Genomic DNA, 25,808 nt, shown 5'->3' with positions numbered 1-25,808 from the left:
TCGCGCCCGCTGTGACGCCGCGTTTGAGTTGCGATAACGCGCCGCGCGCCGCATCAATAGATCGAAGACGCTCCTTTACGCCGCGTCCGAGCCCTTGCCAAGACTTTGATCCGGAGACCACCCCAATGTCCTATCGTGCCCCAGTTGATGAATACAGCTTCCTGTTCGACCATGTGGTCGGCCTTGATCAGGTGGTGGCAACGGAGCGCTTCTCCGAGGCGTCGAAGGATGTGACCTCTGCCATCCTGCAAGAAGCGGGTAAACTCTGCGAAGAGATCATGGCCCCGTTGCAACGTCCCGGCGACTTGCATCCTGCGCGATTGGAGAACGGCGTTGTGCGGACGTCTCCGGGGTTCGGTGATGGGTACAAGGCGATTGCCGAAGGCGGCTGGATCGGGATGTCGGCGGATCCGGAATATGGCGGCATGGGGCTGCCGATGGCACTGACCAGCGCGGTGAACGAGATGATGAGTGCCGCGTGCCTCTCGCTGCAATTGGCCCCGTTGATGAGCCAGGGCCAGATCGAAGCGCTTGAGCATCACGCCAGTGACGCCATCAAGGACCTGTACCTGCCCAAGCTGATCTCGGGCGAGTGGTCGGGCACCATGAACCTGACCGAGCCACAGGCCGGTTCGGATGTGGGGGCGCTGACCACCAAGGCAGAGGATAATGGCGACGGCACCTATGCGATCACGGGTCAGAAAATTTACATCTCCTGGGGGGATAACGATTTTACCGAGAATGTGTGCCATCTGGTTCTGGCGCGCATTCCGGGCGCACCGGCGGGCACGAAGGGCATCAGCCTGTTTTTGGTGCCGCGCAACCTTCCCGACGAAAACGGCAATGTGGGCGTGGCCAACAGCCTCAAGGTCGTCAGCCTCGAACACAAGATGGGTCTGAACGGATCCCCCACTTGCGTCATGCAATATGATGGCGCGAAGGGCTGGATGGTTGGCCCCGAGGGCGGCGGCATGGCGGCCATGTTTACCATGATGAACAATGCTCGTCTGGGTGTGGGCGGTCAAGGCGTGGGCGCCGCCGAAGGGGCGTATCAGCACGCGCTGAACTATGCGCTCGATCGCAAACAGGGCAAGACCGAGGGCAGCACTGGTACCATCATCGACCACGCCGATGTGCGCCGGATGCTGATGACGATGCGCGCCGAAATCTATGCCGCGCGGGGCATCGCTCTGATGTGTGCGGTGGCCATCGACATGACCACGGCCACGGGCGAAGAGGCGTGGAAACGCCGTGCGGCCCTGTTGACGCCGGTGGCCAAGGCCTTTGGCACGGATATCGGAAACGAAGTCGCGCATATGGGCATTCAGGTCCATGGCGGCATGGGCGTGATTGAGGAGACGGGCGCGGCACAATATGCCCGTGATGTGCGCGTGACCACGATCTACGAGGGCACCAACGGCATTCAGGCGATGGACCTTGTGGCCCGCAAGATGATCGACGGGGGCGAGGCTGCCGGGCGTTTGTTTGATGAGATCGAAGCCGCTGCAGAAGAGGCCCGCGCCGTGTTCCCCGATCTGGCCGAAGCGGTATGGCAGGCCAGCGAATCGCTGCGCGAAACCACCGAGTGGATGATCGAGCAGAACCACCGCGTCCGCTTTTCCGGCGCGGTGCCCTATCTGCGGGCCTTCGCGCGCGTGCTGGGCGCGCATGTGCACCTGACCTCGGCGGTGGCGGACAAGGGCGGTGTGCGCGAGAAACTGGCGCGGTTCTACATCCTGCGCATGCTGCCGGAAAACACGGGGTTGCTGGCGCAGGCACAATCGGGTGATTATGACGTGTTTTCCCTGAATGCCGAAGAGTTCGCCACCTGATGACATCCCTTGCGCCCACGGGCCTCAGATACCCGTGGCCTGACCCACCCGAACACGGCGTTGGCGTGGAAGTGGCTCCGGGCGTGCTGTGGTTCCGCTTGCCGCTGCCGATGCGGCTGGACCATGTGAATGTCTATGTGTTGGACGATGGCGATGGCTGGACGGTGATCGACACGGGCTTTGACACGAAAAAGACGCGCGCCATCTGGCGTGAAATGATCGACGGCCCGCTGGCAGGCAAACCCATTCGCCGCGTTGTCGTGACGCATCACCATCCGGATCATGTCGGACTGGCGGGCTGGTTGCAGAGTGACTTTGGCGCGGAATTGGTGACGACGCGCACCGCGTGGCTTTTTGCGCGGATGCTGACACTGGATGTGCAAGAAACGCCCGTCGCAGAGACGCTCGCGTTTTGGCGCAGCGCGGGCATGGACACCCAGACCTTTGACAAACGCGCGGCAGAACGTCCCTTCAATTTCGGCGATATCGTGGCCCCCATGCCCTTGGGTTTTACCCGGATTCAGCAAGGTCAGACGATCACCATGGGCGGGCGCGTCTGGGACATCCATATGGGCAACGGCCACGCGCCGGAACATGCCACGTTCTGGAGTCGCGACGATGGGCTGGTGATCTCCGGTGATCAGATCCTGTCGTCGATCAGCCCCAATATCGGTGTTTACGCCACCGAGCCGATGGCCGATCCGATTGGCGACTGGCTTGAGGCCTGCGAACGTCTGCGGCCCTTGGCGCGGGAGGATCAGCTTGTTCTGGGCGGCCACAAACTGCCCTTTACCGGGTTGCCCACGCGCATACGGCAACTGATCGACAATCACCATGGTGCCTTGAAGCGGCTGATTGACTATATTGAAACACCCAAAGCCGCATCGGAGTGCTTTGCACCCTTGTTCAAGCGCAAGATTGGTGAAGCCGAATATGGGCTGGCCCTGGTGGAATCGGTGGCGCATTTGTCGCATCTTCATCAGGCGGGGCAGGCAACCCGCACGCGGCGGGGCGATGGCGCTTGGGTGTATCAACGCAAGGAATGAGACATGGATGACAAGATGATCAATACGGCGGCAGAGGCATATGAAGCGGATGCGATCCCGTGTCGGCACGACGTTCATTGTGATCCTGATACGCCAAACGCGGAAAATCAGCCTGTGCCCTCGGGTGTGGCAAAAACTCCGATGGAAAAGAAAAGCCCGGCGCGCTGGGCCTATGAGCGCATCATCCTGTATCTCAAGAATTTCGAGGAAAACCTTGATAACGAACACGAAGTGGCGATGGGTTTTACCGGCGGCGATGTCGGCGTTTTGCGCATCGAAGGGATGGGGTACTACGATCCTGATATCGTGACATTCTATGGCAGTGATCGGACAGGTGCCAAAACGCAACTGATCCAACATGTCACCCAGTTGAACGTGATGCTGCGGACCTTGCCGAAAGCGGTCGAAACCGCGGCTCCGACGCGCATCGGCTTTCGGCTGGCACAGGATCTCGAAGAAGGTTGATCGCGCAACAAAGACGCAGTGACAGCCATGTTCAAATGCGGTAAAGCCCGTCAAAGCTGATCGAATAAGGGAGCCGGACATGGCCGAATACAAACATGGCGAGATGGACGTCAAAGAACACGAAAAGACGTTTGACGGGTTCATGAAGTTTACAACTTGGTCGGTCGTCGTGATTTTGGTGATCATCGTTGGAATGGCGATTTTCATTACCTGATTGTCTGTCCCCGGCGCTGAGGATCGGACATGATGCGGATCATTGCGACACTGACACTTTGCGCGGGACTTGCAGGTTGTGCACCTGCACCCGTGGTGTCCTACGCATCAAATGAACGGGTCCAGGAGGTTGCCTATCGCGCACCCGGGCCTGCGACACTGACCGTTATGACGATGGTCAATAACCGGACAGGGAGCGGTGGCCACACAGCCGTCATGATCAACGGGTCACAGCGTGTGATCTTTGATCCGGCCGGATCCTTCGTCAATGAACGCGTACCAGAGCAGCAGGATGTTCTTTTTGGTGTGACGCCTGCGGTTTTGGCGGGCTACAAGAGCGCGCATGCGCGCAGCACCTTTCATATCGTCAGTCAAACCGTCGAGGTGACGGACGAACAGGCTGAGACTGCATTGCAGCTTGCGTTGAGCAACGGGGCGGTTGCTCAGACTTATTGTACGAATGCTGCGTCAGGTCTGTTGCGACAGGTCCCCGGCTTTGAAGACATCAAGCAGACGTTTTATCCAACCAACCTGATGGAGCAGATATCTGTGCGCCCCGGCGTTGTCGAAGACCGTTATTACGAAGATGACGAGGGCACTATTCAGGACGGCATAGCCAAGGTTGTGCTGTAGTCCGGCGGCTCGGACGCTCTTTGCCTTTGGCAAAGACGCCCCGCCCACCGTCCCATTATCCCACCAGATAGAGAAGGGCAAACAAAGTGGCGGTCCCGGACCCGATCGCCGCGAGCACGTTTTTCGTCCACACCCCGACCGTCGCCGTCACCGCAGCGGCGATCAAGCGGGTCGGGTCCGTGCTTCCGCCTTCGCCTGAAAACACCACGAGCGGCCCAACCAGCGCAGGCAGGATCGCCACGGCCGTATAGCGCAGGTGCCGGAGCAGCCAGGCGGGCAGGGGCCTGTCCCCGACAAAGCCCAGAAACGTGAAGCGCAGCAGAAAGCTGCCCATGCCGAGGCCAAAGATGATGAACCAAAGCGTGCCTTTGTCGATTGCCGAAGGGTCCATCATGTCTGCCGTCTTTGCATCACCAGTTCGGCCTGTGCCCCGGCCATCATGCCGGCAAGTCCCGCCACGATCAGACCCAGTGAATAGGGTATGTTGACTGCAATCAGGCTGACCACGATCGCGACGGCCGCGGCAATCAGGTGTGGCAGCGTGCGCAGCATCGGCGCCACCATCGACAGAAACGCGATGGGCAAAGCAAAATCCAACGGCAGGTCTTGTGGCAATGATGTGCCCAGGGCCGCTCCCAGATAGCTGCAACCGAACCAGATCACCATCACAAGCGCGCAGGTTCCGAAGTAATAGGCGAGCCGTTGTTGCAGCGTCAAAGCGGGTTCGCTTTCGAATTTTGCATGACTGAGCGCATAGCTTTGATCGACCAGCAGATAGGCGGCGATGGCGCGCTTCCACAGCGGTGCGCGACCGAGATATGGCGTCAATGCTGCCGAATACATCGCCACCCGCAAATTGACCGCCAGTGCGGAGATCAGGACGATGACCGTCGGGGCTTCCTCCCGCATCAACTGCAAGGCGGTGAATTGCGCGGCCCCTGCAATGACGACCAGTGAAAAGCTCATCACTTCGAAAATGCTGAGCCCGGCCTCGGTCGCCAGCACGCCGAACAGCATCGCGAAGGGGCCTGCCACAAATATGAAGGGCGCGCTGTCGCGGATGCCCGCCCAAAACGCGGATTTGGTGGTGGTGGTGGGCATGAAGGGTCCTTAGACTGTCTTTGAACGACTTAGCGATCTGCCGGGGGGGATGCAATTGGCGCAGGAAAACGATGTGGCGGGCTATGTGATTGCGCCGGACCCGATGGCGCCGCGGCTGACCCGCAGCGTGGTCGGCCATGACCACACGGGTGCCCGCACAGAGATTTCGGTGGTCGAAGAGCGCCCGCTGACCATTTACCTCAACAGTCAGGAAATCGTCACCGCGATGACGATCGGGGATTATCCGGATTATCTGGCACTTGGGTTCTTGCGCAACCAAGGCATGTTGGGTCCGCAGGAGGTGGTAACCGGCATTGACTACGATGAAGAGTTGGAAACGGTCGTCGTGCGGACCGAGACGCCCACCAATCACGAAGAAAAGTTGAAGAAGAAGACCCGTACCAGCGGCTGTGCGGTCGGTACGGTTTTCGGGGACATGATGGAAGGTCTGGAGGGCGTGCAACTGTCTGAAACCGAAGTAAAGACCTCGTGGCTTTATGCCTTGTCGGCGCAGATAAACCGGACACCATCACTGTACCTTGAGGCGGGAGCGATCCATGGCACGGTCTTGTGTCACAGGGACCGGCCGCTCGTCTACATGGAAGACGTGGGCCGCCATAATGCGGTCGACAAGATTGCAGGGTGGATGATGGCCAATCATGTCGAGGCCGGCGACAAAATCCTTTATACCACGGGTCGCCTGACTTCGGAGATGGTGATCAAGACGGCGATGATGGGCATTCCGGTACTTGCCTCCCGCTCCGGCTTTACCGCGTGGGGCGTTGAGATTGCGCAGCAGGTGGGTCTGACGCTGATTGGTCGCATGCGCGGTCAGCGGTTTGTGTGCCTGAGTGGCGAAGAGCGGCTGGTGCGCGATGTTGACCCGAAATCCGTTGCCGATGAGCCGCGCCGTTCTGCACGAAAGGCCGCGCAATGAAGCAGCCGGTTGGGGTGATTTTGGCGGGCGGATTGGCCACGCGGATGGGCGGAGGCGACAAGGGGCTTTTGCCTTTGGGCGACAGCACGCTGCTGGGGCAGGTGATTGACCGGTTGCGCCCGCAGGTGGCTGATCTTGCCTTGAATGCCAATGGGGATGCGGAGCGGTTCTGTGCTCTGAAACTTCCGGTTATTCCCGATAGCGTCGAAGGCTATGCGGGTCCGTTGGCGGGTGTTCTCGCCGGTCTTGACTGGGCGGCGACGATTGGGGCCGATTGCATCGTGACCGCGGCGGCGGACACGCCGTTTTTCCCCTGCGATCTGGTGCCACGCCTGCAACTGACCGCGGAAGGCATGGAGCATCCACTGGTTTTGGCCGCAACGCCGGACCCGGAGCGTGGCAGCGCGCGGCACCCCACCTTCGGACTATGGCCCGTTGCTTTGCGCGATGATCTGCGCGCGGCTTTGCAAAACGGCATACGAAAGGTCGTGATGTGGACGGATCGCCACGACGGCCGCATCGCGATGTTCCCGGATGAGGCGGCGTTTTTCAACGTCAACACGCCGGATGACCTCGAACGGGCGGAAGCGATGTTATGAGACTATACGGTGTCGTCGGGTGGAAAAACGCGGGCAAGACCGGCCTGATGGAGCGTTTGGTGACCGAGATCACAGGGCGCGGGTATTCCGTTTCAACGGTCAAGCATGCCCACCACAGCTTTGACGTGGATCATCCGGGCAAGGACAGCCATCGGCACCGGGTTGCAGGTGCGACCGAGGTGCTGTTGGCCTCGCGCAATCGTTTTGCGTTGATGCATGAGTTGCGCGATACGGACGAGCCAGGTCTGGCCGACTTGTTGACCAAACTGGCCCCTGCCGATCTGGTGCTGGTTGAAGGATACAAACGCGACGCCCACCCCAAGATCGAGGCGCACCGGGCTGAAACCGGCAATCCACTGATTGCACCGGATGATCCGACCATACGCGCGATCGCCAGCGATACGCCGCTTGCGCTGGATCGCCCGGTCTTTGAACTCGATGATACGGACGCGATTGCAGATTTCATACTGGCTGAGGTGGGCCTGTGACAGGCCAGTTTGACACCGTCATTGTCGTAGATTGGTCAGGCGGCAATCAAGGTTCGGCCAAACCTCGGGCCGATGCGATCTGGGCCTGTATCGCGCGCGGCGAGATCGTGGAGGAAGCCGTGTACCTGCGCCATCGTGGCGCCGCCGAGGATTGGCTGATCCAGACGCTGACCGCCGAAACGACAGCAGGGCGACGTGTCTTTGTCGGTTTCGATTTTCCATTCGGGTATCCGGCGGGCTTCGGGCAGGCATTGCTTGGCTCTGATGATCCTTTTGATTTGTGGGACTGGTTCGAGGCGCGGATCGAAGACACGCCAACCGCCAACAACCGCTTTGATGTGGCGGGGCAGATCAACACGCAATTCGGGGGCAGGGGGCCGTTTTGGGGCAATGGGCTGAAACGTGATATTGCGGGTTTGCCGCGTACCAAGCTGGGATATGCCAACCCGTTTCCGGATCGTCGCAAGGCAGAAGAGCAGGCTACAGGGGCCTTTACGCTATGGCAAATGTCCGGGGTCGGCTCGGTCGGGGGGCAGGTGATGATGGGTTTGCCCGTGCTGAACCGGTTGCGCCGTCACTTCGGGGCCCATCTTGCCGTTTGGCCCTTTGAGCCGTTGAAGGCGTCGATTGCCGTGGTCGAGGTCTGGCCATCGCTGACGGCGGGTGCAGCGCCTGCGGATTGGATCAAGGATCAGTGGCAAGTTCATGCCGTCGCCCGAGATATCGCCGCACTTGAACCTGCGCGCTTGAGCGAGATGCTCAATGTGCCGACCACCACTGAGGGCTGGATATTTGGGCTCGGTTATGAGGATGAACTGCGCGGAACGGGGCAGCCCTTGCGCAACGATTGTTTCGCGCTGCCGCCGGGAGTGCATTGGACACCTGTCGATGTGGCATTGCAAGATTTGCGCAAACGGTTGCACCCGGTGATGCGTGCGCAGCCAACGCCCGTCGATGCGGCCTTGGGACGGGTTCTTGCCACAGATGTCGTGGCCCCGCGCGCCAATCCGCCTTTGCCCAACACAGCCGTCGATGGCTATGGCTTTGCGGGCGGTCGCGGTGCGGGGGCGCACCGATTGCCGCTGGTAGACGCGCAGGCCGCAGCGGGTGCCCGGTTGACGGAAATCGTGCCACCCGGTGCAGCGGTCCGTATTCTGACGGGAGCGGCCCTGCCGGACGGGGTTGATACGGTTGTGTTGCAGGAGGACGTGGACGTCATCGACGGTGCGATCCGTTTTATGGGGCCGCTCAAGGCGGGGGCCAATACCCGTGCGGCGGGCGAGGACGTGCAGGTCGGGGATGTCGTCGCGGAAAAGGGCCGACGGTTGACGCCTGCCGATCTGGCAGTGATCTCGGCAGTTGGGGTTGGCAAAGTCTCTGCTTTTGAGCGGTTGCGGGTCGGTGTGTTGTCGACGGGTGACGAATTGGTGGGCGCGGGGCAGGACGCGGCACCGGGCCAGATTTTCGATGCAAACCGCCCGATGGTGATGGGTTTGATCGAACGACTTGGCCACGTGCCAATCGATCTGGGTCGTGTCGAAGACAACCGCCCGGCATTGCGTGCGCGGCTTGACGAAGCCGCTGCGCAGGCGGACGTTATATTGACCAGTGGCGGCGCGTCGGCGGGGGACGAAGATCACGTATCCGGTCTGTTGAATGAGGCCGGCGCCATGGCCTTGTGGCGCATCGCCATCAAACCGGGGAGACCGCTTGCCCTTGGCGTCTGGCAGGGCAAACCGGTGTTCGGGCTGCCGGGAAACCCTGTTGCGGCGATGGTCTGTACATTGGTGTTTGCAGCCCCCGCACTGGCGCAAATGGCGGGAGCGGCATGGACCGTACCGCACGGTTTCGATCTGCCTGCAGCCTTTGAAAAACGCAAGAAACCGGGGCGGCGCGAGTTTTTGCGCGCACGGGTGCGCGCGGGCCGGGTCGAGGTGTTTGCGTCCGAAGGGTCCGGTCGTATCAGCGGTTTGGCCTGGGCCGAGGGTTTGGTGGAATTGCCGGATGGCGCGGTGCATGTGCAGCCCGGTGATCCGGTGCGCTATATCCCGTGGTCAGGCTTCATGCCTTAACCGTCAGTCAAACGTGCCTGCAACCCGGCCCAAGAGCATGAAGGCGCGCGCGGTGCGCGTGTCGCTGAGCAATGATATGTCCGCATCGGTCGCAGTTTCCGTAAAGGCGGAGACGGCCTTGTCGAAGCGACGCAGAAAATGGTGCGCGGCGTCGCGGAAAATCGGGTCTTGTTTCATCCGTCCGGCGGTCAGGGCCAGCGACGAGCGATCGCGCACGCCGCCCAGCGGTGCCACGGCCCGCCCGCGTGCACCATTGGCAAATTCACGCCAGATCTCGGGCCGGGCGCGATCAGGGCGCAGGTCATCCATGTAGATACCGTCCTGGCTGAGCAGGGTGAGTATATCCTGTGCAGCTTGAACCAGTTGCGCTGTTTCGCGGTCTTTCATCGCCTTTCGCAACGCGGCGAAGCCTTCTTCATCTTCTGCGGTTTCGGGAAAATTCAGCGCGCGGATGAAATCGGATTTGGCCAGCGGAGGGGCCATATCTTCGGCTGTCGTGCCGAGGGCCAGAGCGGGTTGGTCGTCTGCCGGGGCCGGTGCCGGTTGCGCGGGCGGCCGAAAGTGTTGTTGCTGATCGCCGTCGCGCCGGGTTTGAAACGTGGCGAGCGCGGTTTCCGTTTTACGGGTCGCAGCGGCGATTTCATCCAGTCTGCGCGCAACCGAAGGTTCAGCCCCCATGTCGCGCCCCTGTTGCTGTGCGATATAGGCCTGACGGATGGCATCAATGGCGGCCTGTAGGCGCTGGCTTTCTTCACGCATGACACGGCTGGAGCGGGCGGCAGTGGCTGCAACCCAGATCATCGCGACAGGCATGAACACCGCAAGCATCGTGACCAAAAAACGCGTGCTATCGACACTTTCGGCAGGGCTGTCGCCGCCCATCAGGAAAACGGCGGCGGCGCCGATCAGCCATATGGCGGACAGGATGACGGCGACCACTTCGATCCCTGTGACGCCTCCGGATTGAGGTTTGTCATAGATCCCGAGCGGGGTCGGTCGCGATTGCTGATTTGTCTTGTCGGCCATGGCCTCAGCTATAGCTGATTTTCAGGACTTCATAGGACTTTTCGCCGCCTGGAGTACGCACTTCGACGCTGTCGCCCTCTTCTTTGCCGATCAGGGCGCGGGCGATCGGCGATTTTATGTTCAAAAGCCCTTTTTCGATGTTGGCCTCGTATTCTCCGACGATCTGATAGGTCTTTTCCGCATCGGTATCTTCGTCGACAAGCGTGACGGTTGCCCCGAATTTGATCGAGCCCGAGAGTTTGGCCGGATCGATGACCTCGGCCCGTGAAATCACACCTTCAAGTTCCTTGACCCGGCCTTCGATGAAGGACTGTTTTTCCTTGGCCGAGTGATATTCCGCGTTCTCGGACAAATCCCCGTGTTCGCGCGCTTCTGCAATCGCCTTGATGATTGCAGGACGTTCTACGGTCTTGAGAAGCTTGAGCTCGGTTTCCAAGGCAAGTGCCCCGGCGCGGGTCATCGGAATCTTATCCATTGGCAGGCGTCCAGATATGGTGAGGGCGGCCCCCGTCGAAGGCCGCCTGTCAAGGTGTTGACCCTTACCTGACCCAATGGCGTGGTGGAATGCAAGTGGATTTCCAAGGGGGCGCTGCCCCCGGCCTTCGGCCTCCCCGGGATTTTCCGGAACAGAGAAGAGGGGGCGGTTCAGTCGTATTGGACCACTTCGTATTCAATGCCGTCCTCGTCGTGAAAGTAGAATCTGCGGCCCGGTTCGTAGTCGCCGTGATTGACGGGCGTAAACCCCTGGGCCGTCACGGCCTGTTCCATGGCGTCGATGTTATCGACGACGACGGCCAGATGGTTGAGGCCGCCGATGGTGGCGTGATGGTCCTCCGTGGTCTTGACCGGCTGGCCGGGGGAAAAGAGCGCGAGATAATGGGTGTCGGTGCCCACATGGACGGTGCGCCCTGTGGACATGGCGGCCCCTGCCCATCTGATATGCCAGCCAAAGAGGTCACACATCCACTTGGCAGTCTTGTCGGGGTCCTGAACTGTGAAATTCGTATGTTCGAGGTGAGCAATCATTGGCTTTCCTTTCATGATAACTGCGTGCAGTGTCCCACCTCAAGTGAACTTGAGGTCAAGAGGTTTTTTTTATGGCTGTTTCAGATGGGCTGAGCATTGGTGACATTGCGGCGCGTACGGGCCTGGCCGTATCCGCAATCCGTTTTTATGAGGAACAGGGTCTCATTTCTCCCTGGCGCAACGATGCCGGTCGGCGGCGCTTTCAGCGCGCGGACATCCGGCGTATGAGTTTTGTGATGATTGCGCAGCAATTCGGGTTTTCGTTGCCGCAGATCCGTACCGAACTGGACCGGTTGCCCAAACATCGCGCGCCGACCAAGGCGGATTGGGCCCGTATCAGCGTCGCCTTTCGGGCAGGGTTGGATCAGCGTATCGCGCGGCTGCAGAAGCTGCGCGATACGCTGGACGGGTGCATTGGGTGTGGCTGCCTCAGCCTTGAGGCTTGTGCACTGTATAACCCCGCAGACCGGGCCGCGAAACGTGGCACAGGCCCTCGGTATCTGATGGGCGATCGCCCGGATCAGTCGTAGGTCTGGCCGATCAGCATTTGGGGCGCGGCATTTGTGAACTTGGGAATATCAGCCAGGACGGGCCCAGCGACGGCCATCGCCGCGTCCAATGCGTCTTGATCTGCAAAGACCATGGTCGCCACGGCGTGAAATGCAGGCGGTGTGTCTGGTCCGCCTGCCAAACCCTTTGTCACGACCGTGCTTTTGATATGTGGTCCCATATGCGCACGGACCAAACCCATGTGGGTGGACGCGTAATAGTCATTGTCAAATGTGCTGCCATCAGTGATCGGGTACAAGACTTGCAGGGTTACGGCCATATGATGTTCCTTCGAGTTCGGTGCTTGCACCATGGGCGCCCGCGCCTGCAAAGCCAAGGATTCTGTGACGCATCGCCGCCTTGCCCCGTTTTTACGCGGTGTCGCGATTGCATTGCTGCCAGTGCTAAGCTAGCCAAATCCGAACGGTTTTATTTGGGGCCATCGAGGCCTTGCAACACGATTAACACGATTAAAAGGAGCCCCCGATCATGGCCGAGATTGAACGCGAAACGATGGAGTACGACGTTGTGATCGTGGGTGCAGGCCCTGCGGGTCTGTCTGCTGCGATCCGGTTGAAGCAGTTGGATGCGGACCTGAATGTTGTGGTTCTTGAGAAGGGCTCCGAAGTTGGCGCGCATATCCTGTCTGGGGCAGTACTTGATCCGAGTGGCCTTGATGCGTTGATCCCGGATTGGAAAGACAAGGGCGCGCCGTTGAACGTGCCTGTGAAGGACGACAATTTTTATATGCTGGGCGAGGCGGGGCAGTTGCGCATCCCCAATTTTCCGATGCCCCCGCTGATGAACAACCACGGCAATTACATCGTGTCGATGGGCAACGTGTGCCGCTGGATGGCGGAGCAGGCCGAAGAACTGGGTGTCGAGATTTTCCCCGGCATGGCCTGTTCGCAACTGGTCTATGGCGAAAACGGCGAGGTCAAAGGCGTGGTTGCGGGCGTCTTCGGCCTTGAGGCTGACGGGTCGATCGGCGAGGGCACTGAGCCCGGCATGGAATTGCACGGCAAGTACGTGTTCCTGTCGGAAGGCGTGCGGGGCTCGCTCGCCAAGGAAGTCATCGCCAAATACGATCTGTCCAAAGGCAAGGAGCCGCAGAAATACGGCCTTGGGATGAAAGAGATCTGGGAGATCGACCCGGAAAAGCACAGCGAAGGGTCGGTCACCCACACGATGGGCTGGCCGCTGGGCAGCAATGCGGGTGGCGGATCGTTCATCTATCACCTTGAGAACAATCAGGTCTATGTCGGCTTTGTGGTGCACCTGAACTACAAGAATCCGTATCTGTTCCCCTACATGGAATTCCAGCGCTTCAAGCATCACCCGATGGTGGCGGATTTGCTGGAGGGCGGAAAGCGGGTGGCTTACGGTGCGCGTGCTATCTCCGAAGGTGGCTATCAGTCGATGCCCAAGATGGTGGCCCCTGGCGTGGCGCTGCTGGGTTGTTCGGTGGGGATGGTCAACGTGCCGCGCATCAAGGGCAACCACAACGCGATGCTGTCGGGCAAAGCGGCGGCCGAAGCGGCCTTTGACGCGATCAAAGCCGAGCGTTCAGGCGACGAGTTGACGGCCTATGAGACCGAGGTGCGCGAGGGTGCAATCGGCGCTGACCTGAAACGGGTGCGCAATGTGAAACCGCTGTGGTCGAAATACGGGCTGACGGCCTCCCTGATGCTGGGTGGTCTTGATATGTGGACCAACACCATCGGGTTTTCCGTGTTTGGCACACAATCGCACGGGAAGAACGACGCGGATGCCACTGAAGAGGCGAGCAAGCACAAGCCGATCGACTATCCCAAACCGGATGGCAAATTGTCTTTCGACCGGCTTACCAACGTGGCGTTTTCCTTTACCAATCACGAGGAAAGCCAGCCTGCGCACCTGCATCTCAAGGATGCATCGGTGCCCGTCGCGGTGAACCTTGCCAAATATGCGGGCCCGTCCGCGCGCTATTGCCCTGCCGGGGTTTACGAGTTTGTGGAAGAGGCAGGCAAAGACACGCGCTTTGTCATCAACTTCCAGAACTGCGTGCATTGCAAGACTTGCGATATCAAGGACCCCAGCCAGAACATCAACTGGACAACGCCTCAAGGGGGCGACGGGCCAAACTATCCCAACATGTAACGGCAAATCGACCGGATCATGTGAAAGGCGCGGGGGTACTCGCGCCTTTGTTTTGTTCGGGCTATAAGCGGCCTTATTCCGTGTGATCGCGCGGATGTCATTGGCCTGCGACGCTTGTGCGATTGCAACGGCAACTGGCCGTGATAACCTTGAAACGGTGCGATATGCACGCAATGGCCAAAACAGGAGCGCATTCCTCGTGATCCGAATTTTAAAGTCTACGTCCGCAGGGCTCGCCATCATCGTGGCACTTACCGTTCCCGCGGTCGCGGAATCGTTTTCGGGGGCCTATCTGGCGGGCCAACATGCCGCCGCACGTAGCGATTTTGAGGCGGCGGGGCGGTATTACATGCAGGCATTGGCGCGTGATCCGGGGAATCCCGAAATCACGGAGGACGCGATTGTTTCACAGATTGCCCTCGGCCGGATCGACCGGGCCAAACCATTGGCTACGGCACTCGAGGCCAGCGGCCTGCGCAGCCAGATCGCACATATGACGACGATCGCGACCTTGTTTCAAGACGAGGACTATGCCGCGTATCTTGCACGCGACCCGGAAACGCAGGGCATTGGCCCGCTGGTGGACAGCTTGCTGACGGCCTGGGCGCATGTGGGGGCCGGTGACCAACCGGCAGCCATGGCCAAGTTTGATGAAATCGCGGAGCAATCCGGATTGCAGGGATTTGCGCTGTATCACAAGGCGATGGCGCTTGGGGGTCTGGGTAACTTCGAAGCGGCGGAAGCGATCTTTCAGGGCCAGGATGGCGGCCCCTTGCAGCAGACGCGGCGCGGCGCGATGGCGCGGGCAGAGGTGTTATCCCAACTGGGACGGAATGAAGAAGCCCTCGCCGCGATCCGGAGTGCTTTTGGCGCGGCGACCGATCCGGAACTGACCGCCTTTGCAGCGACGCTCGAAGCGGGTGAGACATTGCCATTTACCCACATCACCTCGGCGCGCGACGGCGCCGCGGAGGTGTTTTATTCCGTGGCAGGCGCATTGCGGCAAGACGCGGGGGCCGATTACACCCTTCTCTACGCCCGGCTGGCGCATTATCTAAGGCCAGACCACATCGATTCCCTGCTTCTGGGCGCGGAATTGCTGGACAGTCTGGAGCAGTACGACCTTGCCAATGCGGCCTATAAGGAAGTCCCTGCGGATCATCCCGCCTTTCATGCGGCTGAGCTTGGGCGCTCCGCGGTTCTGCGGCGGTCCGGCAGGCCAGACGCGGCGATCGAAGTTCTGGAGCAGCTGGCGAAACGGTTTGGTGATCTGGCGATCGTGCACTCCACTTTGGGGGACGTATTGCGTCAGCAGGACAAATTCGAAGAGGCTGTCGTGGCTTATGACCGCGCCCTTGAATTGACCGACGATGGCGCGCGTGCGGCTTGGTTCCTTTATTATGCGCGGGCGATTTCGTTGGAACGGATCAAGGAATGGCCGCGCGCAGAAGCGGATTTCCGCATGGCGCTTGAGCTGAACCCCGGGCAGCCGCAGGTTTTGAATTATCTGGGCTACTCACTGGTGGAAAAGCAGATCAAGCTGGATGAGGCGCTGTCAATGATCGAGGAGGCAGTGGCAGCCAGCCCGGACAGTGGCTACATCGTCGATTCGCTAGGATGGGTCCTCTACCGCCTCGGCCGCTATGAAGAGGCGGTGGAGTATATGGAACGTGCCGTCGAACTCTTGCCCATTGATCCGGTCGTCAACGACCACCTTGGGGACGTGTACTGGGCTGTCGATCGAAAACGCGAAGCGCAGTTCCAGTGGACTCGCGCCCTGAGCTTCGTGGACCCGGATGACGCGGATGGCGAAGCCGATCCGGAGCGTATTCGCCGCAAGCTGGAGGTTGGGCTGGATGAGGTCCTGGAAGAAGAAGGTTCGGAACCTTTGAAGGTGGCTGATGACGAAGGTTGAGGTTTTTGCCCCAGCCAAGATCAACCTTTGTTTGCATGTCACCGGAAAGCGCGCGGACGGCTATCACCTGCTGGACACGCTGGTGGCCTTCGCAAATATTGGCGACACCATAACACTCAGCGCGGCCGTGTCGCATGTGCTGGACGTGACGGGGCCCGAAGCGTCACCCGAGCTTGCCGGGAATGACAACATCATGTGGCAGACGGCGGCGCGGTTCTGGGCGCAAGACCGGCCCCTTTCGATGCATCTGGACAAGCAATTGCCGGTGGCCTCCGGCATCGGCGGTGGATCAGCGGATGCGGCGGCAACATATCGTGGGCTGTTGGCCTTGCGCGCGGCACTTGAGGGGCAGGACGCCCCGCGCGATCCAACGTTTCATGATGCACAGGCCTTGATGTCCATCGGGGCGGATGTGCCGATGTGCGTGCCGAGTGCGCCCGCGCGCGTGCAGGGGATTGGCGAACAGATCACTCCGATTTCTGACTTTCACCCGTATCCTATCGTGCTGGTGAATCCGCGCATTCAGGTGTCTACCCCGGCAGTGTTTTCCCGACTGGCGGTCAAGGAAAATCCGGGCCTCGATCCGTGGCCGGAAACGTTTGAAGACCGCGATACGGTGCTGGATTGGCTGGCTGCACAACGCAACGACCTGCAAGCTCCCGCCCTGCAGGATTGTCCCGCGATCGCCGAAGTTCTGGATGCACTGGCCCAGGAACCGACGTGCCGGTTGGCGCGGATGTCCGGCTCTGGCGCGACCTGTTTCGGGTTGTTCGAACGTGTCCATCTGGCCCAGGCTGCGACTGATGCCATCACTGCCGCGCACCCGGACTGGTGGGTGCGTGTGGGGCGGTTAAACGGCGGCAGCCGTGCTGCGCCTCAGTTGATCCGCTCGACCACGTAGTCGGCCAGATCGATCAGGATCGTGCGCAGTTCATGTTCGGGCAAGGGGGCAAGCGCCGCCTTCGCCTTGTCCGACCACGCCACAGCATCCAACCGCGTCGCCTCCAACGCACCATGCCGGTTCAGCAACTCCAGCGCATGGTCCAGATCGCCGTCTTCCTGGCGCCCTTTTTCGATCGTACGCGTCCAGAACGCTCTTTCTTCCTCGTCGGCCTTTGCGACCGCTTTGATTACGGGAAGCGTCAGCTTGCGTTCGCGGAAATCGTCTCCGACGTTCTTGCCCGTGGCGGCGGACTGGCCCTGATAATCCAGCAGGTCATCAACGATCTGAAACGCGATCCCAAGAGCGTCTCCATAATCATAGAAAGCGCGTACAGTGGCCGCATCGGCCCCGGCGATCACACCACCGACTTCGGTCGCCGCAGAAAACAGTGCCGCCGTCTTGCCGCGCACGACTTGCAGATACACGCCCTCGTCCGTGGCCAGATCCCGGGCGGCGGTCATTTGCAACACTTCGCCCTCGGCAATTGTGGCAGAAGCATCCGACAGGATGCGCAGCACATCCAGTGACCCGGTTTCGGTCATCAACTGGAAGCTGCGCGAAAACAGATAATCACCGACCAGAACCGATGATTTGTTGTCCCACAAAAGGTTCGCAGTGGGACGCCCACGCCGTTGCGCGCTTTCATCGACCACATCGTCATGTAGCAGCGTGGCGGTATGAATGAACTCGACCGTCGCGGCGAGATGAATGTGGTATGGGCCGTCATAGCCACACATATGCGCCGCCGCCAATGTCAGCATCGGGCGCAGACGTTTGCCGCCGGCATCCACCAGATGGCGGGTCACCTCGGGGATGCGGGGTGCGTGTTTCGAGGCCATGCGATCACGGATAAGGCCGTTGACGGCCTCCATATCGGTCGTCATCCAGGCCGCCAGACGATCTTGCGGTTTCGTGATTTCAGCCGTGCCCATAACCCGCTCCCCCAATCCCTCTCGACATTTAGGCCGCTATGCTCCTACATCCATGATATGAAGGAACTTTTGCGCAGCACCGACCCGACGATTATTGCATTCGCTTCGGCCTTGCTTGAGGGCGAGGATATAGACTGCTTTCAGATAGACGTAAACATGAGCATCCTCGAAGGCGGCATCGGAATTTTCCCACGACGCCTGATGGTTCGGACGGGCGATCATGATGCTGCACTGCGGGTGATGCAGGACAATGACATCGACCTTGGATACTGATCTGACCCATGATGCGTTTTTAGGTGGAAAGCTGCATCTCTGGCAGCCCCGGCAAGGCTATCGCGCTGGCGTTGATCCGGTGCTGTTGGCAGCATCTGTAAAGGCAAGGGCAGGGCAGTCGGTGCTCGATCTGGGCTGTGGTGTCGGTGCTGCGGCATTATGCCTTGGGGCCCGGGTGCCCGGTCTGCGGCTCCTGGGCGTCGAACGGCAGCCGCTTTATGCTGACCTCGCCGCACGCAATGGTCTTGATGTCGTTCAGGCGGATTTGACGGATCTGCCCGCTCCGGTCCGGGACCAAAGCTTTGATCATATGTTGGCGAATCCCCCCTATTTTGATCGCCGCGCGGGCCATAGTGCCGAAGACCCCGGGCGGGAGGGGGCCTTGGGGATCGATACGCCGCTGGCGGCCTGGGTGGATGCAGCGGCGCGCCGTTTGCGCCACAAAGGATACCTGCACATGATCCATCGCGTAGAACGGGTGCCAGACATATTGGCCGCGGCTCAAAAACGATTGGGTAGCCCTGAGCTTTTGCCGCTTTGCCCAAGGAATGGAAAAGCGGCAGAACTGGTGATTTTTCGGGCACGCAAAGACGGAAGAGCGGATTTTCGCCTTCACGCTCCTGTGATTCTGCATATCGGATCGGTGCATATGGCCGATGGCGAAAGCTACAGGCCTGAAATTCAAGCAGTTTTACGCGACGGCGCGGCTCTGATGTCCTGATATCCCGTTAAATTTGTATCCATTGACTTGTACACATGCTGCGCGTGCGGCGTGACACACGCGTTTGAGTGTGGTTTTCTGTAAGTGCACTTTATCAGCAAGGAGTAATGCATGAGCGTGACAGCCCATCTCGAAGAGTTGAAAAAGAAGCATCAGAGGCTGAGCGAACAGGTCGATCTCGTCCAACGTTCGCCCGCTGCAGATCAGATCGAAATCGCAGCGATGAAAAAGCAGAAGCTGAAACTTAAAGAGGAGATCACCCGATTATCGGTTTGATTTCGAAGTCTTCAGGCTGGCATGAGCAGCTATAACCGCACCTCCTGTAATCATGTACGGAAGCAGCGACCAGCCACAGACTGGATGCTGCCATGTCGGTCGCCACAAAACGTGTATAAACGGCAAGGATGCCGCGTAAGACGCGGCATCTGTCCTTTGTGTGTCAGACTGCCTTAGATGAAGATACCGATCAGGACGCTCTGACGAAGTTTGTCGGCTTAGATGTGAACTTCCAAGGTGGAACGGTACGGGGTGCAAGGCTGTGTCGCACCGAGTAGCCAGCAGATACCTAATCAATACAACAGTTTGCACGGCGCACCCAACACCCAAAATGATCCGTGTGGCAGCGTCAAAGCCAAGAATTGCTTCGAAATATGGCAACCGCTAGCCTGACGGGCGTTGGACGCCCGCAGGTCATCGTGCCGCGATTTCGCGAGAGGGGATGAGTGTCAGCCCATCTGTAATATGCGCAGTTTTGTCGATCTCTCTCATCATCCATGCCCGGAACGCCGCGATTTGGGGTCTGTCCTCGGCCCCCTGCGCGCAGAGAAATCGAAAGCGTACGCCGGTGTTGATCGCGGTGGGAAACGGCGCCACCAAGCGGCCATCATCCAGATCCTTGACCACAAGGGCGCGGCGGCCCAGAACGACACCGACGCCTGCAAGGGCAGCATCAAGGGCATGGTCCGCTTGGCTGAAGCGCGGGCCGTAGGTCGGTGCAAAGGTAAGCCCCATCGCTTTGAACCAGGTTTCCCAGTCCGCCTTGGGTTTGATAAAACTGATGCTGTCATCAAAGATCAGCGGAGCGTCCATCAAGCTTTCCGGGGTGGGGTAGGACGCCGCCATCGCGGGTGTCATTACAGGACACACCCATTCTTCGGCCAAGGGAATGGAAAACAGCCCTTCATCCGCACTGCGGCCAAAGCGAATTGCGACATCGATGGCGTCGCGGCCGAAGTCCATCAGTTTGAGAGAGGCCGAGAATCGTAATTCGATCTCTGGGTGGGTCTGCGCAAACTCGTAAAGCCGGGGTGCAAGCCACTTGGCTGTGAACGCAGGACCTGCCGTGACTGTAAGCGTTTGATTATCCTGCGTTCGCTCTGCGGCACGCCAAGCGCTGGCCAGAGTCTGGAACCCGTCTGACGCGCCCGGCGCAAGCGCATGCCCCGCTTCCGTCAACTCGACGGCTCGGTTCAGCCGCCGAAAGAGCGGCGCCCCTAGATGTGCCTCAAGGGATTTGATCTGAAACGACAGGGCAGCGGGCGTCACATGCAATTCGTCCGCTGCCTTGGCAAATGACATGTGGCGTGCCGCCGCATCGAAGGCACGTAAAGCAGTCAGAGGGGGCAGGCGGTCCGGCATGATCAGTTAAATATAACTTAACTGAAGGAATGGAAAGTCTCGTTTGTCAGTCTTCGACCCAATCCTCATATTCAACTTGATTGAAACGCCAACACTGCGGCACAGAGGATAGTAAAATGATTGAAGCCACAACGAACCCCGCTGCCCGTGACGCCATGCTGAATGCACATATGGAACGGGCAAAAGCCATGAAAGATGCGTGGAACTGGTTGTTTGGGTCAAGGAATTCCAGCTGATTTAGTCTACCGTTTCCCGAGAAAATAAAAGGGCCGGTGCGATCTGCACCGGCCCCTTTTTCGTTTCTAGCACCAGTTTTCAAACGGATGCAAGCTAGATCAAACAAAGAATTGAGCGCCATTGGCAGAGATGGTCGACCCGTTGATAAAACCGGAGTCGTCAGAGGCGAGGAAAACAACGCAGCGTGCGATTTCGTCTGGTTCGCCCAAACGCCCTGCCGGGATCTGCGCGATGATGCTCTCGCGTACTTTCTCAGGAACAGCCATCACCATGTCGGTGCCGATGTACCCGGGGCAGATGGCGTTGGCGGTGATGCCCGCACGCGCGCCTTCCTGGGCCAGCGATTTGATGATGCCCAGATCGCCTGCCTTGGTTGCGGCATAGTTTACCTGCGCGAACTGACCCTTTTGGCCGTTGATCGACGAAATCACGATGACACGGCCAAATTTGCGTTCGCGCATGCCGGGCCAGATCGGGTGGACGGTGTTGAACACACCGGTCAGGTTTGTGTCGATCACCTGGTGCCATTGCTCGGGCGTCATTTTGTGGAACGGCGCGTCGCGGGTGATGCCGGCGTTTGCGACAACGATGTCGATTGGGCCGAGGTCCGCTTCGACTTGCGCCAGACCAGCTTTTGACTCGTCGTAATCCGCGACATTCCATTTGTAGGTCTTGATGCCAGATTCGTCGGTGAACTTTGCAGCCGCTTCGTCGTTACCGGCATATGTAGCCGCAACGGAATAGCCTGCATCTTTGAGGGCAGTTGAAATTGCGGCACCGATTCCTCGGCTGCCTCCGGTGACAAGTGCGACGCGGGACATAGGTGGTTTCCTCCAGTGGTTTGTAATCTTGTTTCGCGCATATCTAATGCATGCGCAACAATATTACGCGGCTGATTGCTATTTTGAGAGATTGACGGATTTGAGATGCTTGGCGGCGCAGATTTGCGCCGCCTGTGATCCAGTTTAGTCGCGTTCGAGACACATGGCGACGCCCATGCCACCGCCGATGCAAAGCGTGGCGAGACCTTTCTTCGCATCGCGGCGCTTCATCTCGAAGAGAAGCGTGTTGAGGATACGTGCACCTGAGGCGCCGATCGGATGACCAATGGCGATCGCACCACCGTTCACGTTCACAATCGCAGGATCCCATCCCATGTCCTTGTTCACGGCACAGGCTTGCGCGGCAAAGGCTTCGTTTGCTTCAACAAGATCGAGGTCTTCGGGTTTCCAACCGGCTTTTTCCAGTGCTTTGCGGCTGGCATAGATCGGACCAACACCCATGATTGAAGGGTCAAGGCCGACAGTCGCGTAGCTGGCAATCCGTGCCAAGGGCTCGATGCCGCGCTTTTCCGCATTTTCGGCGGTCATCATCAGAGCAGCGGCTGCGCCGTCGTTCAAGCCAGAAGCGTTGGCGGCCGTGACGGAGCCGTCCTTTGCGAAGGCAGGACGCAGTTTGCCCATCGCTTCCATCGTCGCGCCATGGCGGATGTACTCATCGGCGTCGACAACGATGTCGCCCTTGCGGGTCTTGACGGTGAAGGCGGTGATTTCGTCGGCGAATTTGCCCGCCTTTTGCGCAGCTTCCGCCTTGTTCTGGGATGCAACGGCGAATGTATCCTGCATGTCGCGCGTAATCTGCCACTGGTCGGCAACATTTTCAGCGGTCTGACCCATGTGGTAGCCGTTGAACGCGTCCCACAGACCGTCGCGGATCATTGTATCGATATAGGTCATATCGCCCATTTTGTGACCCGCGCGCAGGGCGGCGGCATGGGGGCTCAGCGTCATGTTTTCCTGGCCACCGCCAATGACGATATCGGCATCGCCAAGCTGGATGTGCTGCGCGGCAAGGGCCACGGCGCGCAGACCGGAGCCGCAGACCTGATTGATGCTCCAGGCGGCGCTTTCCTTGGGCAGGCCTGCGTTGATGTGCGCCTGGCGCGCCGGGTTCTGGCCTTGTGCCGCAGTCAGGACCTGACCGAGAATGGTCTCGGATACTTCTGATTTGTCGATACCGGCCCGGTCAACCACGGCCTCAAGGACAGTTGCGCCGAGGTCATGTGCGGGTGTGTTGGCGAAAGAGCCGCCAAAGCTGCCAACGGCAGTCCGGGCAGCAGAAGCGATCACGATGTTGGTCATAAGGGTCAGGTCCTCTGTCAAATTTGGCGAGGTCAGTCCGAGACATACATGGATTGCGGGCCCCAGATTACCCCACGTCATCGCTCCTTTACTGGATTCGCTGTGACGCGGCAACGGCCACCGTGTCTCAGGCGCGCATACCCGCCTGCGCATTCCCACCGTGCTTGCCCAGCAGCCAGCCGGGCCTGATCATCGGTGCGGCGAAGTAATAGCCCTGAATGCAGTCGACGCCCATTGCCACCAGCATCTCGACATCAGCCTGCCGCTCAACGCCTTCGGCGATGACCAGCATGTCAAAATGCTGCGCGATGTGGATCATCGCCTGCGTCAAGACCTGTGTGTCAGGATCATCCGCAATCCCGTGACAGTACATGCTGTCGATTTTCAACACATCAAACAGGAAATCCTTGAGATATCGCAATGCGGTATAGCCGGATCCAAAATCATCGAGGGCAAAGGAAATGCCCCGCCTGCTCAACCGGGCCATGAAGTCGATCACCAGTTCGGGTTGATCCATCGCGGAGCTTTCGGTGATCTCGAGGATCAGCCGTTCGGCCAAGGTGCTGTCTTTCTTCAGCCATCGGTTCAATACCTGAAACCAGCGTTGATATCCGATTGAGCGTGCTGACATATTGATGGACAATCGGACGCCTTGATTGTCGTGTAATGTCCGCAGACCCATGTTCAGCGCGACGACGTCAATCTCGCGGCCCAATTCAGCGCGCTCTACAACGGGCATGAAGTCTTTGGCGGGGATCACCCGGCCAGTTTCGTCCATGACGCGAATCAGCCCTTCATAAAATCCAACCCGCTGGTGATCACGGGCAATCACGACCGGCTGAAAGGCCAGCAGAGTCTGCTGATGCTTGACGGCTTGCGCCACCATATCCAGTGTGCTGCGATCGCGCGATGAGACCGCGACGTTCAGCGGGTTTTCCAGGCCCGCGGGCGCAATGATCTTACGTTTCTGTTGCATGGCCTGGCAGCGATCCCCTTAGGCATTTATTCTGGCCACATTGCGTCAGAATCCGTAAGAAAACCTTAATGTTGACATTTTGTTCTAATTTTAGAGGTTAATCGAAAAGGGGTGACAAATGGAGGCGCGTTGCGGTTGGGCGGGACCTGAGCCGATCTATGTCGGCTATCACGACACCGAATGGGGCGTGCCCGAATACGATGCCCGAACCCTTTGGGAAAAACTGATCCTTGATGGGTTCCAAGCCGGGCTGAGCTGGATCACCATACTGAAAAAGCGCGAAAATTTCAGAAAGGCTTTTGCAGGTTTCGATCCTGATATCATCGCGGACTGGGGGGAAGCGGACGTCGTTCGCCTGTTGAAGGATCCCGGCATTATCCGGCATCGGGGAAAGATCGAGGCGACAATCAACAACGCGCGCGTTTTTCAGATGGTTAACACGCGCGACGGGTTCGACCAGTTCTTGTGGAAGTATTTTGATGGCATTCCGCTACAGAACACCTGGGCCACGCAAGCTGACGTGCCGCCATTTACGCCGCTCTCCACCCAAATCTCCAAGGATCTCAAGAAAGAAGGGTTCAAGTTTTGCGGGCCGACCATCGTATACGCCTTTCTGGAAGCGACCGGTCTGGTGAACGATCACATCGTGACCTGCCATCGTCATGCGGAATGTGCCCGCCTTGCGAGGCGTTGACTCTGCTGAAACGAACCGTATAAGCGCGGCTTCATTGGTGTTGGTGGACCCCGCAAGGGGTTTCCTGTCGGTCTGGCAAAATCCAGGCAGAGGACAACGCCCTTCGAAAACCTGAACGAAGGAGATCAGCCGTGACAAAACGCACGTCTGCCAAGTACAAGATCGATCGCCGCATGGGCGAAAACATTTGGGGCCGCCCCAAATCCCCCGTCAATCGTCGTGAATATGGCCCCGGCCAGCACGGTCAGCGCCGCAAGGGCAAAGTCTCTGACTTTGGTATCCAGTTGCGCGCCAAGCAGAAGCTGAAAGGCTACTACGGCGACGTGACCGAAAAACAGTTCCGCCGCATCTATGCCGAGGCGGAGCGGGTCAAGGGCGATACCGGTGAAAACCTGATTGGTTTGCTGGAGCGTCGTCTGGACGCGGTTGTCTACCGTGCGAAATTCGTGGCGACCGTTTTTGCGGCCCGCCAGTTCGTGAACCACGGCCACGTCCGTGTGAACGGTCGCAAGGTGAACATCCCTTCGTACCGCGTCAAAGAAGGCGACGTGATCGAAGTGCGTGACCGCTCCAAGCAACTGGCCGTCGTTCTCGAGGCGACCCAACTGCCAGAGCGTGATGTGCCCGACTACATCGATGCGGACCATTCCAAACTGACAGCGACATTCGTTCGCACACCGACATTGGGCGACGTGCCATACCCCGTCGTGATGGAACCGAACCTCGTGGTCGAATTCTACGCGAAAAACTAAGCTGCGGCTGGCCCAAAGCCAACGGGCAAGCTCGAAAGGCCTCGGTATTCCGAGGCCTTTTTCCGTTCAATGACATGGGCCGACCGCTAAAGCATTTTGCATTTAATCTGAGGCATATCCGGCGGCTTTGAGAAAGTTCCAGCATTCTACTGGTTCGTAGAGATCGCAGATGTCGCCAAGCGCTTCAAACAAGGCATCGTAGGTTCTGGCTCCGATGCGCCGCAGATGGGATTTGAGCTTTGAGAATGCCATTTCAATTGGATTGAGGTCCGGACTGTAAGCAGGCAGAAACAAGAACCAGCAGCCGCGCTTGCGCAGAACTTCGGCTGCGCGCGGACTTTTGTGGGTGGACAGATTGTCCAGGATCACAACGGTGCCGGGGTCGAGCACCGGAGCGAGTTGTGTTTCGATGTAGGTGTCGAATGCCGGGCCGTTCATCGCGCCTGTGATGACCCAAGGC

The 25,808-nt window shown here is 59.2% G+C and carries 30 protein-coding genes; 18 read left to right on the top strand and 12 right to left on the bottom strand.

What is annotated here, in order from left to right; genetic code table 11:
* Positions 1 to 125 precede the first annotated feature (125 nt).
* The 5 genes from LC354_RS09380 to LC354_RS09360 all read left to right on the top strand — a co-directional run bounded on the left by LC354_RS09380 (position 126) and on the right by LC354_RS09360 (position 4,189).
* Positions 126 to 1,832 (top strand): acyl-CoA dehydrogenase, encoded by a 1,707-nt coding sequence (locus LC354_RS09380; RefSeq protein ID WP_223423211.1) that lies wholly within the window; start codon positions 126 to 128, stop codon positions 1,830 to 1,832.
* Complete coding sequence (locus LC354_RS09375) at positions 1,832 to 2,878, top strand: MBL fold metallo-hydrolase (protein ID WP_223423209.1); 1,047 nt, start codon at positions 1,832 to 1,834, stop codon at positions 2,876 to 2,878. Before LC354_RS09380 ends, LC354_RS09375 begins: the two co-directional genes overlap by 1 nt.
* A gap of 3 nt (positions 2,879 to 2,881) precedes the next feature.
* Entirely contained in the window at positions 2,882 to 3,343 is a 462-nt protein-coding gene (locus LC354_RS09370) for a DUF6173 family protein (RefSeq protein ID WP_223423207.1), read from the top strand.
* Between the two features lie 79 nt (positions 3,344 to 3,422).
* Positions 3,423 to 3,557, top strand: coding sequence for an aa3-type cytochrome c oxidase subunit IV (locus LC354_RS09365; protein ID WP_223423205.1), 135 nt, complete (start codon positions 3,423 to 3,425; stop codon positions 3,555 to 3,557).
* A 29-nt stretch (positions 3,558 to 3,586) separates the two neighbouring features.
* Positions 3,587 to 4,189 carry a hypothetical protein gene (locus tag LC354_RS09360; protein ID WP_223423204.1) on the top strand — a complete coding sequence of 201 codons (603 nt, stop codon included), beginning with the start codon at positions 3,587 to 3,589 and terminating at the stop codon, positions 4,187 to 4,189.
* A 55-nt stretch (positions 4,190 to 4,244) separates the two neighbouring features.
* Here the strand turns inward: LC354_RS09360 and LC354_RS09355 are convergent, their stop codons facing one another.
* Both LC354_RS09355 and LC354_RS09350 read right to left on the bottom strand, forming a co-directional pair.
* A complete protein-coding gene (locus LC354_RS09355; protein ID WP_399203268.1) occupies positions 4,245 to 4,583 on the bottom strand; it encodes an AzlD domain-containing protein in 339 nt (112 codons plus the stop codon).
* The gene (locus tag LC354_RS09350) at positions 4,580 to 5,290 is read right to left on the bottom strand and encodes an AzlC family ABC transporter permease (RefSeq protein WP_223423202.1); all 711 of its coding nucleotides are present in this window, start codon (positions 5,288 to 5,290) and stop codon (positions 4,580 to 4,582) included. The genes LC354_RS09355 and LC354_RS09350 overlap by 4 nt, the downstream gene beginning before the upstream one ends.
* A gap of 49 nt (positions 5,291 to 5,339) precedes the next feature.
* Here LC354_RS09350 and LC354_RS09345 point away from each other — a divergent pair, with 49 nt between their 5' ends.
* Genes LC354_RS09345 through LC354_RS09330 form a run of 4 tightly spaced genes read left to right on the top strand, consistent with a single transcriptional unit; the run spans position 5,340 to position 9,386 of the window.
* Complete coding sequence (locus tag LC354_RS09345) at positions 5,340 to 6,227, top strand: formate dehydrogenase accessory sulfurtransferase FdhD (protein WP_223423201.1); 888 nt, start codon at positions 5,340 to 5,342, stop codon at positions 6,225 to 6,227.
* Entirely contained in the window at positions 6,224 to 6,826 is a 603-nt protein-coding gene (gene mobA / locus LC354_RS09340; protein WP_223423199.1) for a molybdenum cofactor guanylyltransferase MobA, read from the top strand. The genes LC354_RS09345 and mobA overlap by 4 nt, the downstream gene beginning before the upstream one ends.
* On the top strand, positions 6,823 to 7,314 hold the full coding sequence (gene mobB / locus LC354_RS09335; RefSeq protein ID WP_223423197.1) for a molybdopterin-guanine dinucleotide biosynthesis protein B: 492 nt from the start codon (positions 6,823 to 6,825) through the stop codon (positions 7,312 to 7,314). The genes mobA and mobB overlap by 4 nt, the downstream gene beginning before the upstream one ends.
* On the top strand, positions 7,311 to 9,386 hold the full coding sequence (locus tag LC354_RS09330; RefSeq protein WP_223423195.1) for a molybdopterin-binding protein: 2,076 nt from the start codon (positions 7,311 to 7,313) through the stop codon (positions 9,384 to 9,386). The genes mobB and LC354_RS09330 overlap by 4 nt, the downstream gene beginning before the upstream one ends.
* 3 nt (positions 9,387 to 9,389) lie before the next feature.
* Here the strand turns inward: LC354_RS09330 and LC354_RS09325 are convergent, their stop codons facing one another.
* The 3 genes from LC354_RS09325 to LC354_RS09315 form a co-directional block, all read right to left on the bottom strand.
* On the bottom strand, positions 9,390 to 10,412 hold the full coding sequence (locus LC354_RS09325) for a hypothetical protein (protein WP_223423193.1): 1,023 nt from the start codon (positions 10,410 to 10,412) through the stop codon (positions 9,390 to 9,392).
* A gap of 4 nt (positions 10,413 to 10,416) precedes the next feature.
* The gene (gene greA, locus LC354_RS09320; protein WP_223423192.1) at positions 10,417 to 10,887 is read right to left on the bottom strand and encodes a transcription elongation factor GreA; all 471 of its coding nucleotides are present in this window, start codon (positions 10,885 to 10,887) and stop codon (positions 10,417 to 10,419) included.
* Positions 10,888 to 11,057: 170 nt separating this feature from the next.
* The gene (locus tag LC354_RS09315; RefSeq protein ID WP_223423190.1) at positions 11,058 to 11,438 is read right to left on the bottom strand and encodes a VOC family protein; all 381 of its coding nucleotides are present in this window, start codon (positions 11,436 to 11,438) and stop codon (positions 11,058 to 11,060) included.
* A gap of 71 nt (positions 11,439 to 11,509) precedes the next feature.
* On the opposite strand from LC354_RS09315, the gene soxR reads away from it, so the two are divergent.
* The gene (gene soxR / locus LC354_RS09310; protein ID WP_223423189.1) at positions 11,510 to 11,968 is read left to right on the top strand and encodes a redox-sensitive transcriptional activator SoxR; all 459 of its coding nucleotides are present in this window, start codon (positions 11,510 to 11,512) and stop codon (positions 11,966 to 11,968) included.
* Here the strand turns inward: soxR and LC354_RS09305 are convergent.
* Positions 11,959 to 12,267: an EthD family reductase gene (locus LC354_RS09305; RefSeq protein ID WP_223423187.1), complete on the bottom strand. Its 309-nt coding sequence runs from the start codon at positions 12,265 to 12,267 to the stop codon at positions 11,959 to 11,961. The two genes, soxR and LC354_RS09305, sit on opposite strands and share 10 nt — an antisense overlap.
* Positions 12,268 to 12,476: 209 nt before the next feature.
* Here LC354_RS09305 and LC354_RS09300 point away from each other — a divergent pair, with 209 nt between their 5' ends.
* The 3 genes from LC354_RS09300 (at position 12,477) to LC354_RS09290 (ending at position 16,942) form a co-directional block, all read left to right on the top strand.
* Positions 12,477 to 14,126 carry an electron transfer flavoprotein-ubiquinone oxidoreductase gene (locus LC354_RS09300; RefSeq protein ID WP_223423185.1) on the top strand — a complete coding sequence of 550 codons (1,650 nt, stop codon included), beginning with the start codon at positions 12,477 to 12,479 and terminating at the stop codon, positions 14,124 to 14,126.
* Positions 14,127 to 14,325: 199 nt separating this feature from the next.
* Positions 14,326 to 16,041, top strand: coding sequence for a tetratricopeptide repeat protein (locus tag LC354_RS09295; protein ID WP_223423184.1), 1,716 nt, complete (start codon positions 14,326 to 14,328; stop codon positions 16,039 to 16,041).
* Entirely contained in the window at positions 16,028 to 16,942 is a 915-nt protein-coding gene (locus tag LC354_RS09290; RefSeq protein ID WP_223423182.1) for a 4-(cytidine 5'-diphospho)-2-C-methyl-D-erythritol kinase, read from the top strand. Before LC354_RS09295 ends, LC354_RS09290 begins: the two co-directional genes overlap by 14 nt.
* Here the strand turns inward: LC354_RS09290 and LC354_RS09285 are convergent.
* Positions 16,918 to 17,916 (bottom strand): polyprenyl synthetase family protein, encoded by a 999-nt coding sequence (locus tag LC354_RS09285; protein WP_223423181.1) that lies wholly within the window; start codon positions 17,914 to 17,916, stop codon positions 16,918 to 16,920. The genes LC354_RS09290 and LC354_RS09285 overlap by 25 nt on opposite strands.
* A gap of 57 nt (positions 17,917 to 17,973) precedes the next feature.
* Between LC354_RS09285 and LC354_RS09280 the strand changes: the two genes are divergently transcribed.
* The 3 genes from LC354_RS09280 to LC354_RS09270 all read left to right on the top strand — a co-directional run bounded on the left by LC354_RS09280 (position 17,974) and on the right by LC354_RS09270 (position 19,186).
* Positions 17,974 to 18,189, top strand: a complete 216-nt coding sequence (locus LC354_RS09280; protein WP_223423179.1) for a putative signal transducing protein — start codon at positions 17,974 to 17,976, stop codon at positions 18,187 to 18,189.
* Positions 18,167 to 18,910, top strand: coding sequence for a tRNA1(Val) (adenine(37)-N6)-methyltransferase (locus LC354_RS09275; RefSeq protein WP_223423177.1), 744 nt, complete (start codon positions 18,167 to 18,169; stop codon positions 18,908 to 18,910). The genes LC354_RS09280 and LC354_RS09275 overlap by 23 nt, the downstream gene beginning before the upstream one ends.
* A gap of 111 nt (positions 18,911 to 19,021) precedes the next feature.
* The gene (locus LC354_RS09270) at positions 19,022 to 19,186 is read left to right on the top strand and encodes a YdcH family protein (RefSeq protein ID WP_223423175.1); all 165 of its coding nucleotides are present in this window, start codon (positions 19,022 to 19,024) and stop codon (positions 19,184 to 19,186) included.
* A 414-nt stretch (positions 19,187 to 19,600) separates the two neighbouring features.
* Here the strand turns inward: LC354_RS09270 and LC354_RS09265 are convergent, their stop codons facing one another.
* The 4 genes from LC354_RS09265 to LC354_RS09250 all read right to left on the bottom strand — a co-directional run bounded on the left by LC354_RS09265 (position 19,601) and on the right by LC354_RS09250 (position 23,902).
* Positions 19,601 to 20,548: a transcriptional regulator GcvA gene (locus LC354_RS09265; protein WP_223423173.1), complete on the bottom strand. Its 948-nt coding sequence runs from the start codon at positions 20,546 to 20,548 to the stop codon at positions 19,601 to 19,603.
* Between the two features lie 335 nt (positions 20,549 to 20,883).
* Positions 20,884 to 21,606 carry an acetoacetyl-CoA reductase gene (gene phbB / locus LC354_RS09260; RefSeq protein WP_223423172.1) on the bottom strand — a complete coding sequence of 241 codons (723 nt, stop codon included), beginning with the start codon at positions 21,604 to 21,606 and terminating at the stop codon, positions 20,884 to 20,886.
* A 144-nt stretch (positions 21,607 to 21,750) separates the two neighbouring features.
* Positions 21,751 to 22,926: an acetyl-CoA C-acetyltransferase gene (locus tag LC354_RS09255; protein WP_223423170.1), complete on the bottom strand. Its 1,176-nt coding sequence runs from the start codon at positions 22,924 to 22,926 to the stop codon at positions 21,751 to 21,753.
* 127 nt (positions 22,927 to 23,053) lie between these two features.
* A complete protein-coding gene (locus LC354_RS09250) occupies positions 23,054 to 23,902 on the bottom strand; it encodes an EAL domain-containing protein (RefSeq protein WP_223423168.1) in 849 nt (282 codons plus the stop codon).
* Positions 23,903 to 24,020: 118 nt separating this feature from the next.
* Between LC354_RS09250 and LC354_RS09245 the strand changes: the two genes are divergently transcribed.
* Entirely contained in the window at positions 24,021 to 24,596 is a 576-nt protein-coding gene (locus LC354_RS09245) for a DNA-3-methyladenine glycosylase I (protein WP_223423167.1), read from the top strand.
* A 131-nt stretch (positions 24,597 to 24,727) separates the two neighbouring features.
* Positions 24,728 to 25,348: a 30S ribosomal protein S4 gene (gene rpsD / locus LC354_RS09240; protein ID WP_223423165.1), complete on the top strand. Its 621-nt coding sequence runs from the start codon at positions 24,728 to 24,730 to the stop codon at positions 25,346 to 25,348.
* A 102-nt stretch (positions 25,349 to 25,450) separates the two neighbouring features.
* Here rpsD and LC354_RS09235 read toward each other — a convergent pair.
* Positions 25,451 to 25,808, bottom strand: a 358-nt coding sequence (locus LC354_RS09235; protein ID WP_223423163.1) for a transposase, incomplete at its 5' end; no start/stop codon positions are given.

Origin of the sequence: Tateyamaria pelophila, assembly GCF_019966495.1 — a bacterium.
Classification (GTDB): Bacteria; Pseudomonadota; Alphaproteobacteria; order Rhodobacterales; family Rhodobacteraceae; genus Tateyamaria; species Tateyamaria pelophila.
The sequence above is the reverse complement of the archived record's forward strand: the minus strand, read 5'-3'. Positions and strand labels throughout refer to the sequence as shown.

What these genes read in the sequence shown, in the direction of transcription:
- LC354_RS09375 (WP_223423209.1), top strand. Translation starts at nt 1,832, where the DNA reads ATGACATCCCTTGCGCCCACGGGCCTCAGATACCCGTGGCCTGACCCA.
- LC354_RS09370 (WP_223423207.1), top strand. Translation starts at nt 2,882, where the DNA reads ATGGATGACAAGATGATCAATACGGCGGCAGAGGCATATGAAGCGGAT.
- LC354_RS09380 (WP_223423211.1), top strand. Translation starts at nt 126, where the DNA reads ATGTCCTATCGTGCCCCAGTTGATGAATACAGCTTCCTGTTCGACCAT.
- LC354_RS09305 (WP_223423187.1), bottom strand. Translation starts at nt 12,267, where the DNA reads ATGGCCGTAACCCTGCAAGTCTTGTACCCGATCACTGATGGCAGCACA.
- LC354_RS09270 (WP_223423175.1), top strand. Translation starts at nt 19,022, where the DNA reads ATGAGCGTGACAGCCCATCTCGAAGAGTTGAAAAAGAAGCATCAGAGG.
- LC354_RS09355 (WP_399203268.1), bottom strand. Translation starts at nt 4,583, where the DNA reads ATGATGGACCCTTCGGCAATCGACAAAGGCACGCTTTGGTTCATCATC.
- phbB (WP_223423172.1), bottom strand. Translation starts at nt 21,606, where the DNA reads ATGTCCCGCGTCGCACTTGTCACCGGAGGCAGCCGAGGAATCGGTGCC.
- LC354_RS09255 (WP_223423170.1), bottom strand. Translation starts at nt 22,926, where the DNA reads ATGACCAACATCGTGATCGCTTCTGCTGCCCGGACTGCCGTTGGCAGC.
- LC354_RS09345 (WP_223423201.1), top strand. Translation starts at nt 5,340, where the DNA reads ATGCAATTGGCGCAGGAAAACGATGTGGCGGGCTATGTGATTGCGCCG.
- LC354_RS09300 (WP_223423185.1), top strand. Translation starts at nt 12,477, where the DNA reads ATGGCCGAGATTGAACGCGAAACGATGGAGTACGACGTTGTGATCGTG.
- LC354_RS09365 (WP_223423205.1), top strand. Translation starts at nt 3,423, where the DNA reads ATGGCCGAATACAAACATGGCGAGATGGACGTCAAAGAACACGAAAAG.
- mobA (WP_223423199.1), top strand. Translation starts at nt 6,224, where the DNA reads ATGAAGCAGCCGGTTGGGGTGATTTTGGCGGGCGGATTGGCCACGCGG.
- LC354_RS09245 (WP_223423167.1), top strand. Translation starts at nt 24,021, where the DNA reads ATGGAGGCGCGTTGCGGTTGGGCGGGACCTGAGCCGATCTATGTCGGC.
- LC354_RS09250 (WP_223423168.1), bottom strand. Translation starts at nt 23,902, where the DNA reads ATGCAACAGAAACGTAAGATCATTGCGCCCGCGGGCCTGGAAAACCCG.
- LC354_RS09285 (WP_223423181.1), bottom strand. Translation starts at nt 17,916, where the DNA reads ATGGGCACGGCTGAAATCACGAAACCGCAAGATCGTCTGGCGGCCTGG.
- LC354_RS09265 (WP_223423173.1), bottom strand. Translation starts at nt 20,548, where the DNA reads ATGCCGGACCGCCTGCCCCCTCTGACTGCTTTACGTGCCTTCGATGCG.
- LC354_RS09280 (WP_223423179.1), top strand. Translation starts at nt 17,974, where the DNA reads ATGAAGGAACTTTTGCGCAGCACCGACCCGACGATTATTGCATTCGCT.
- mobB (WP_223423197.1), top strand. Translation starts at nt 6,823, where the DNA reads ATGAGACTATACGGTGTCGTCGGGTGGAAAAACGCGGGCAAGACCGGC.
- LC354_RS09290 (WP_223423182.1), top strand. Translation starts at nt 16,028, where the DNA reads ATGACGAAGGTTGAGGTTTTTGCCCCAGCCAAGATCAACCTTTGTTTG.
- LC354_RS09325 (WP_223423193.1), bottom strand. Translation starts at nt 10,412, where the DNA reads ATGGCCGACAAGACAAATCAGCAATCGCGACCGACCCCGCTCGGGATC.
- greA (WP_223423192.1), bottom strand. Translation starts at nt 10,887, where the DNA reads ATGGATAAGATTCCGATGACCCGCGCCGGGGCACTTGCCTTGGAAACC.
- LC354_RS09350 (WP_223423202.1), bottom strand. Translation starts at nt 5,290, where the DNA reads ATGCCCACCACCACCACCAAATCCGCGTTTTGGGCGGGCATCCGCGAC.
- soxR (WP_223423189.1), top strand. Translation starts at nt 11,510, where the DNA reads ATGGCTGTTTCAGATGGGCTGAGCATTGGTGACATTGCGGCGCGTACG.
- LC354_RS09315 (WP_223423190.1), bottom strand. Translation starts at nt 11,438, where the DNA reads ATGATTGCTCACCTCGAACATACGAATTTCACAGTTCAGGACCCCGAC.
- LC354_RS09360 (WP_223423204.1), top strand. Translation starts at nt 3,587, where the DNA reads ATGATGCGGATCATTGCGACACTGACACTTTGCGCGGGACTTGCAGGT.
- LC354_RS09275 (WP_223423177.1), top strand. Translation starts at nt 18,167, where the DNA reads ATGACATCGACCTTGGATACTGATCTGACCCATGATGCGTTTTTAGGT.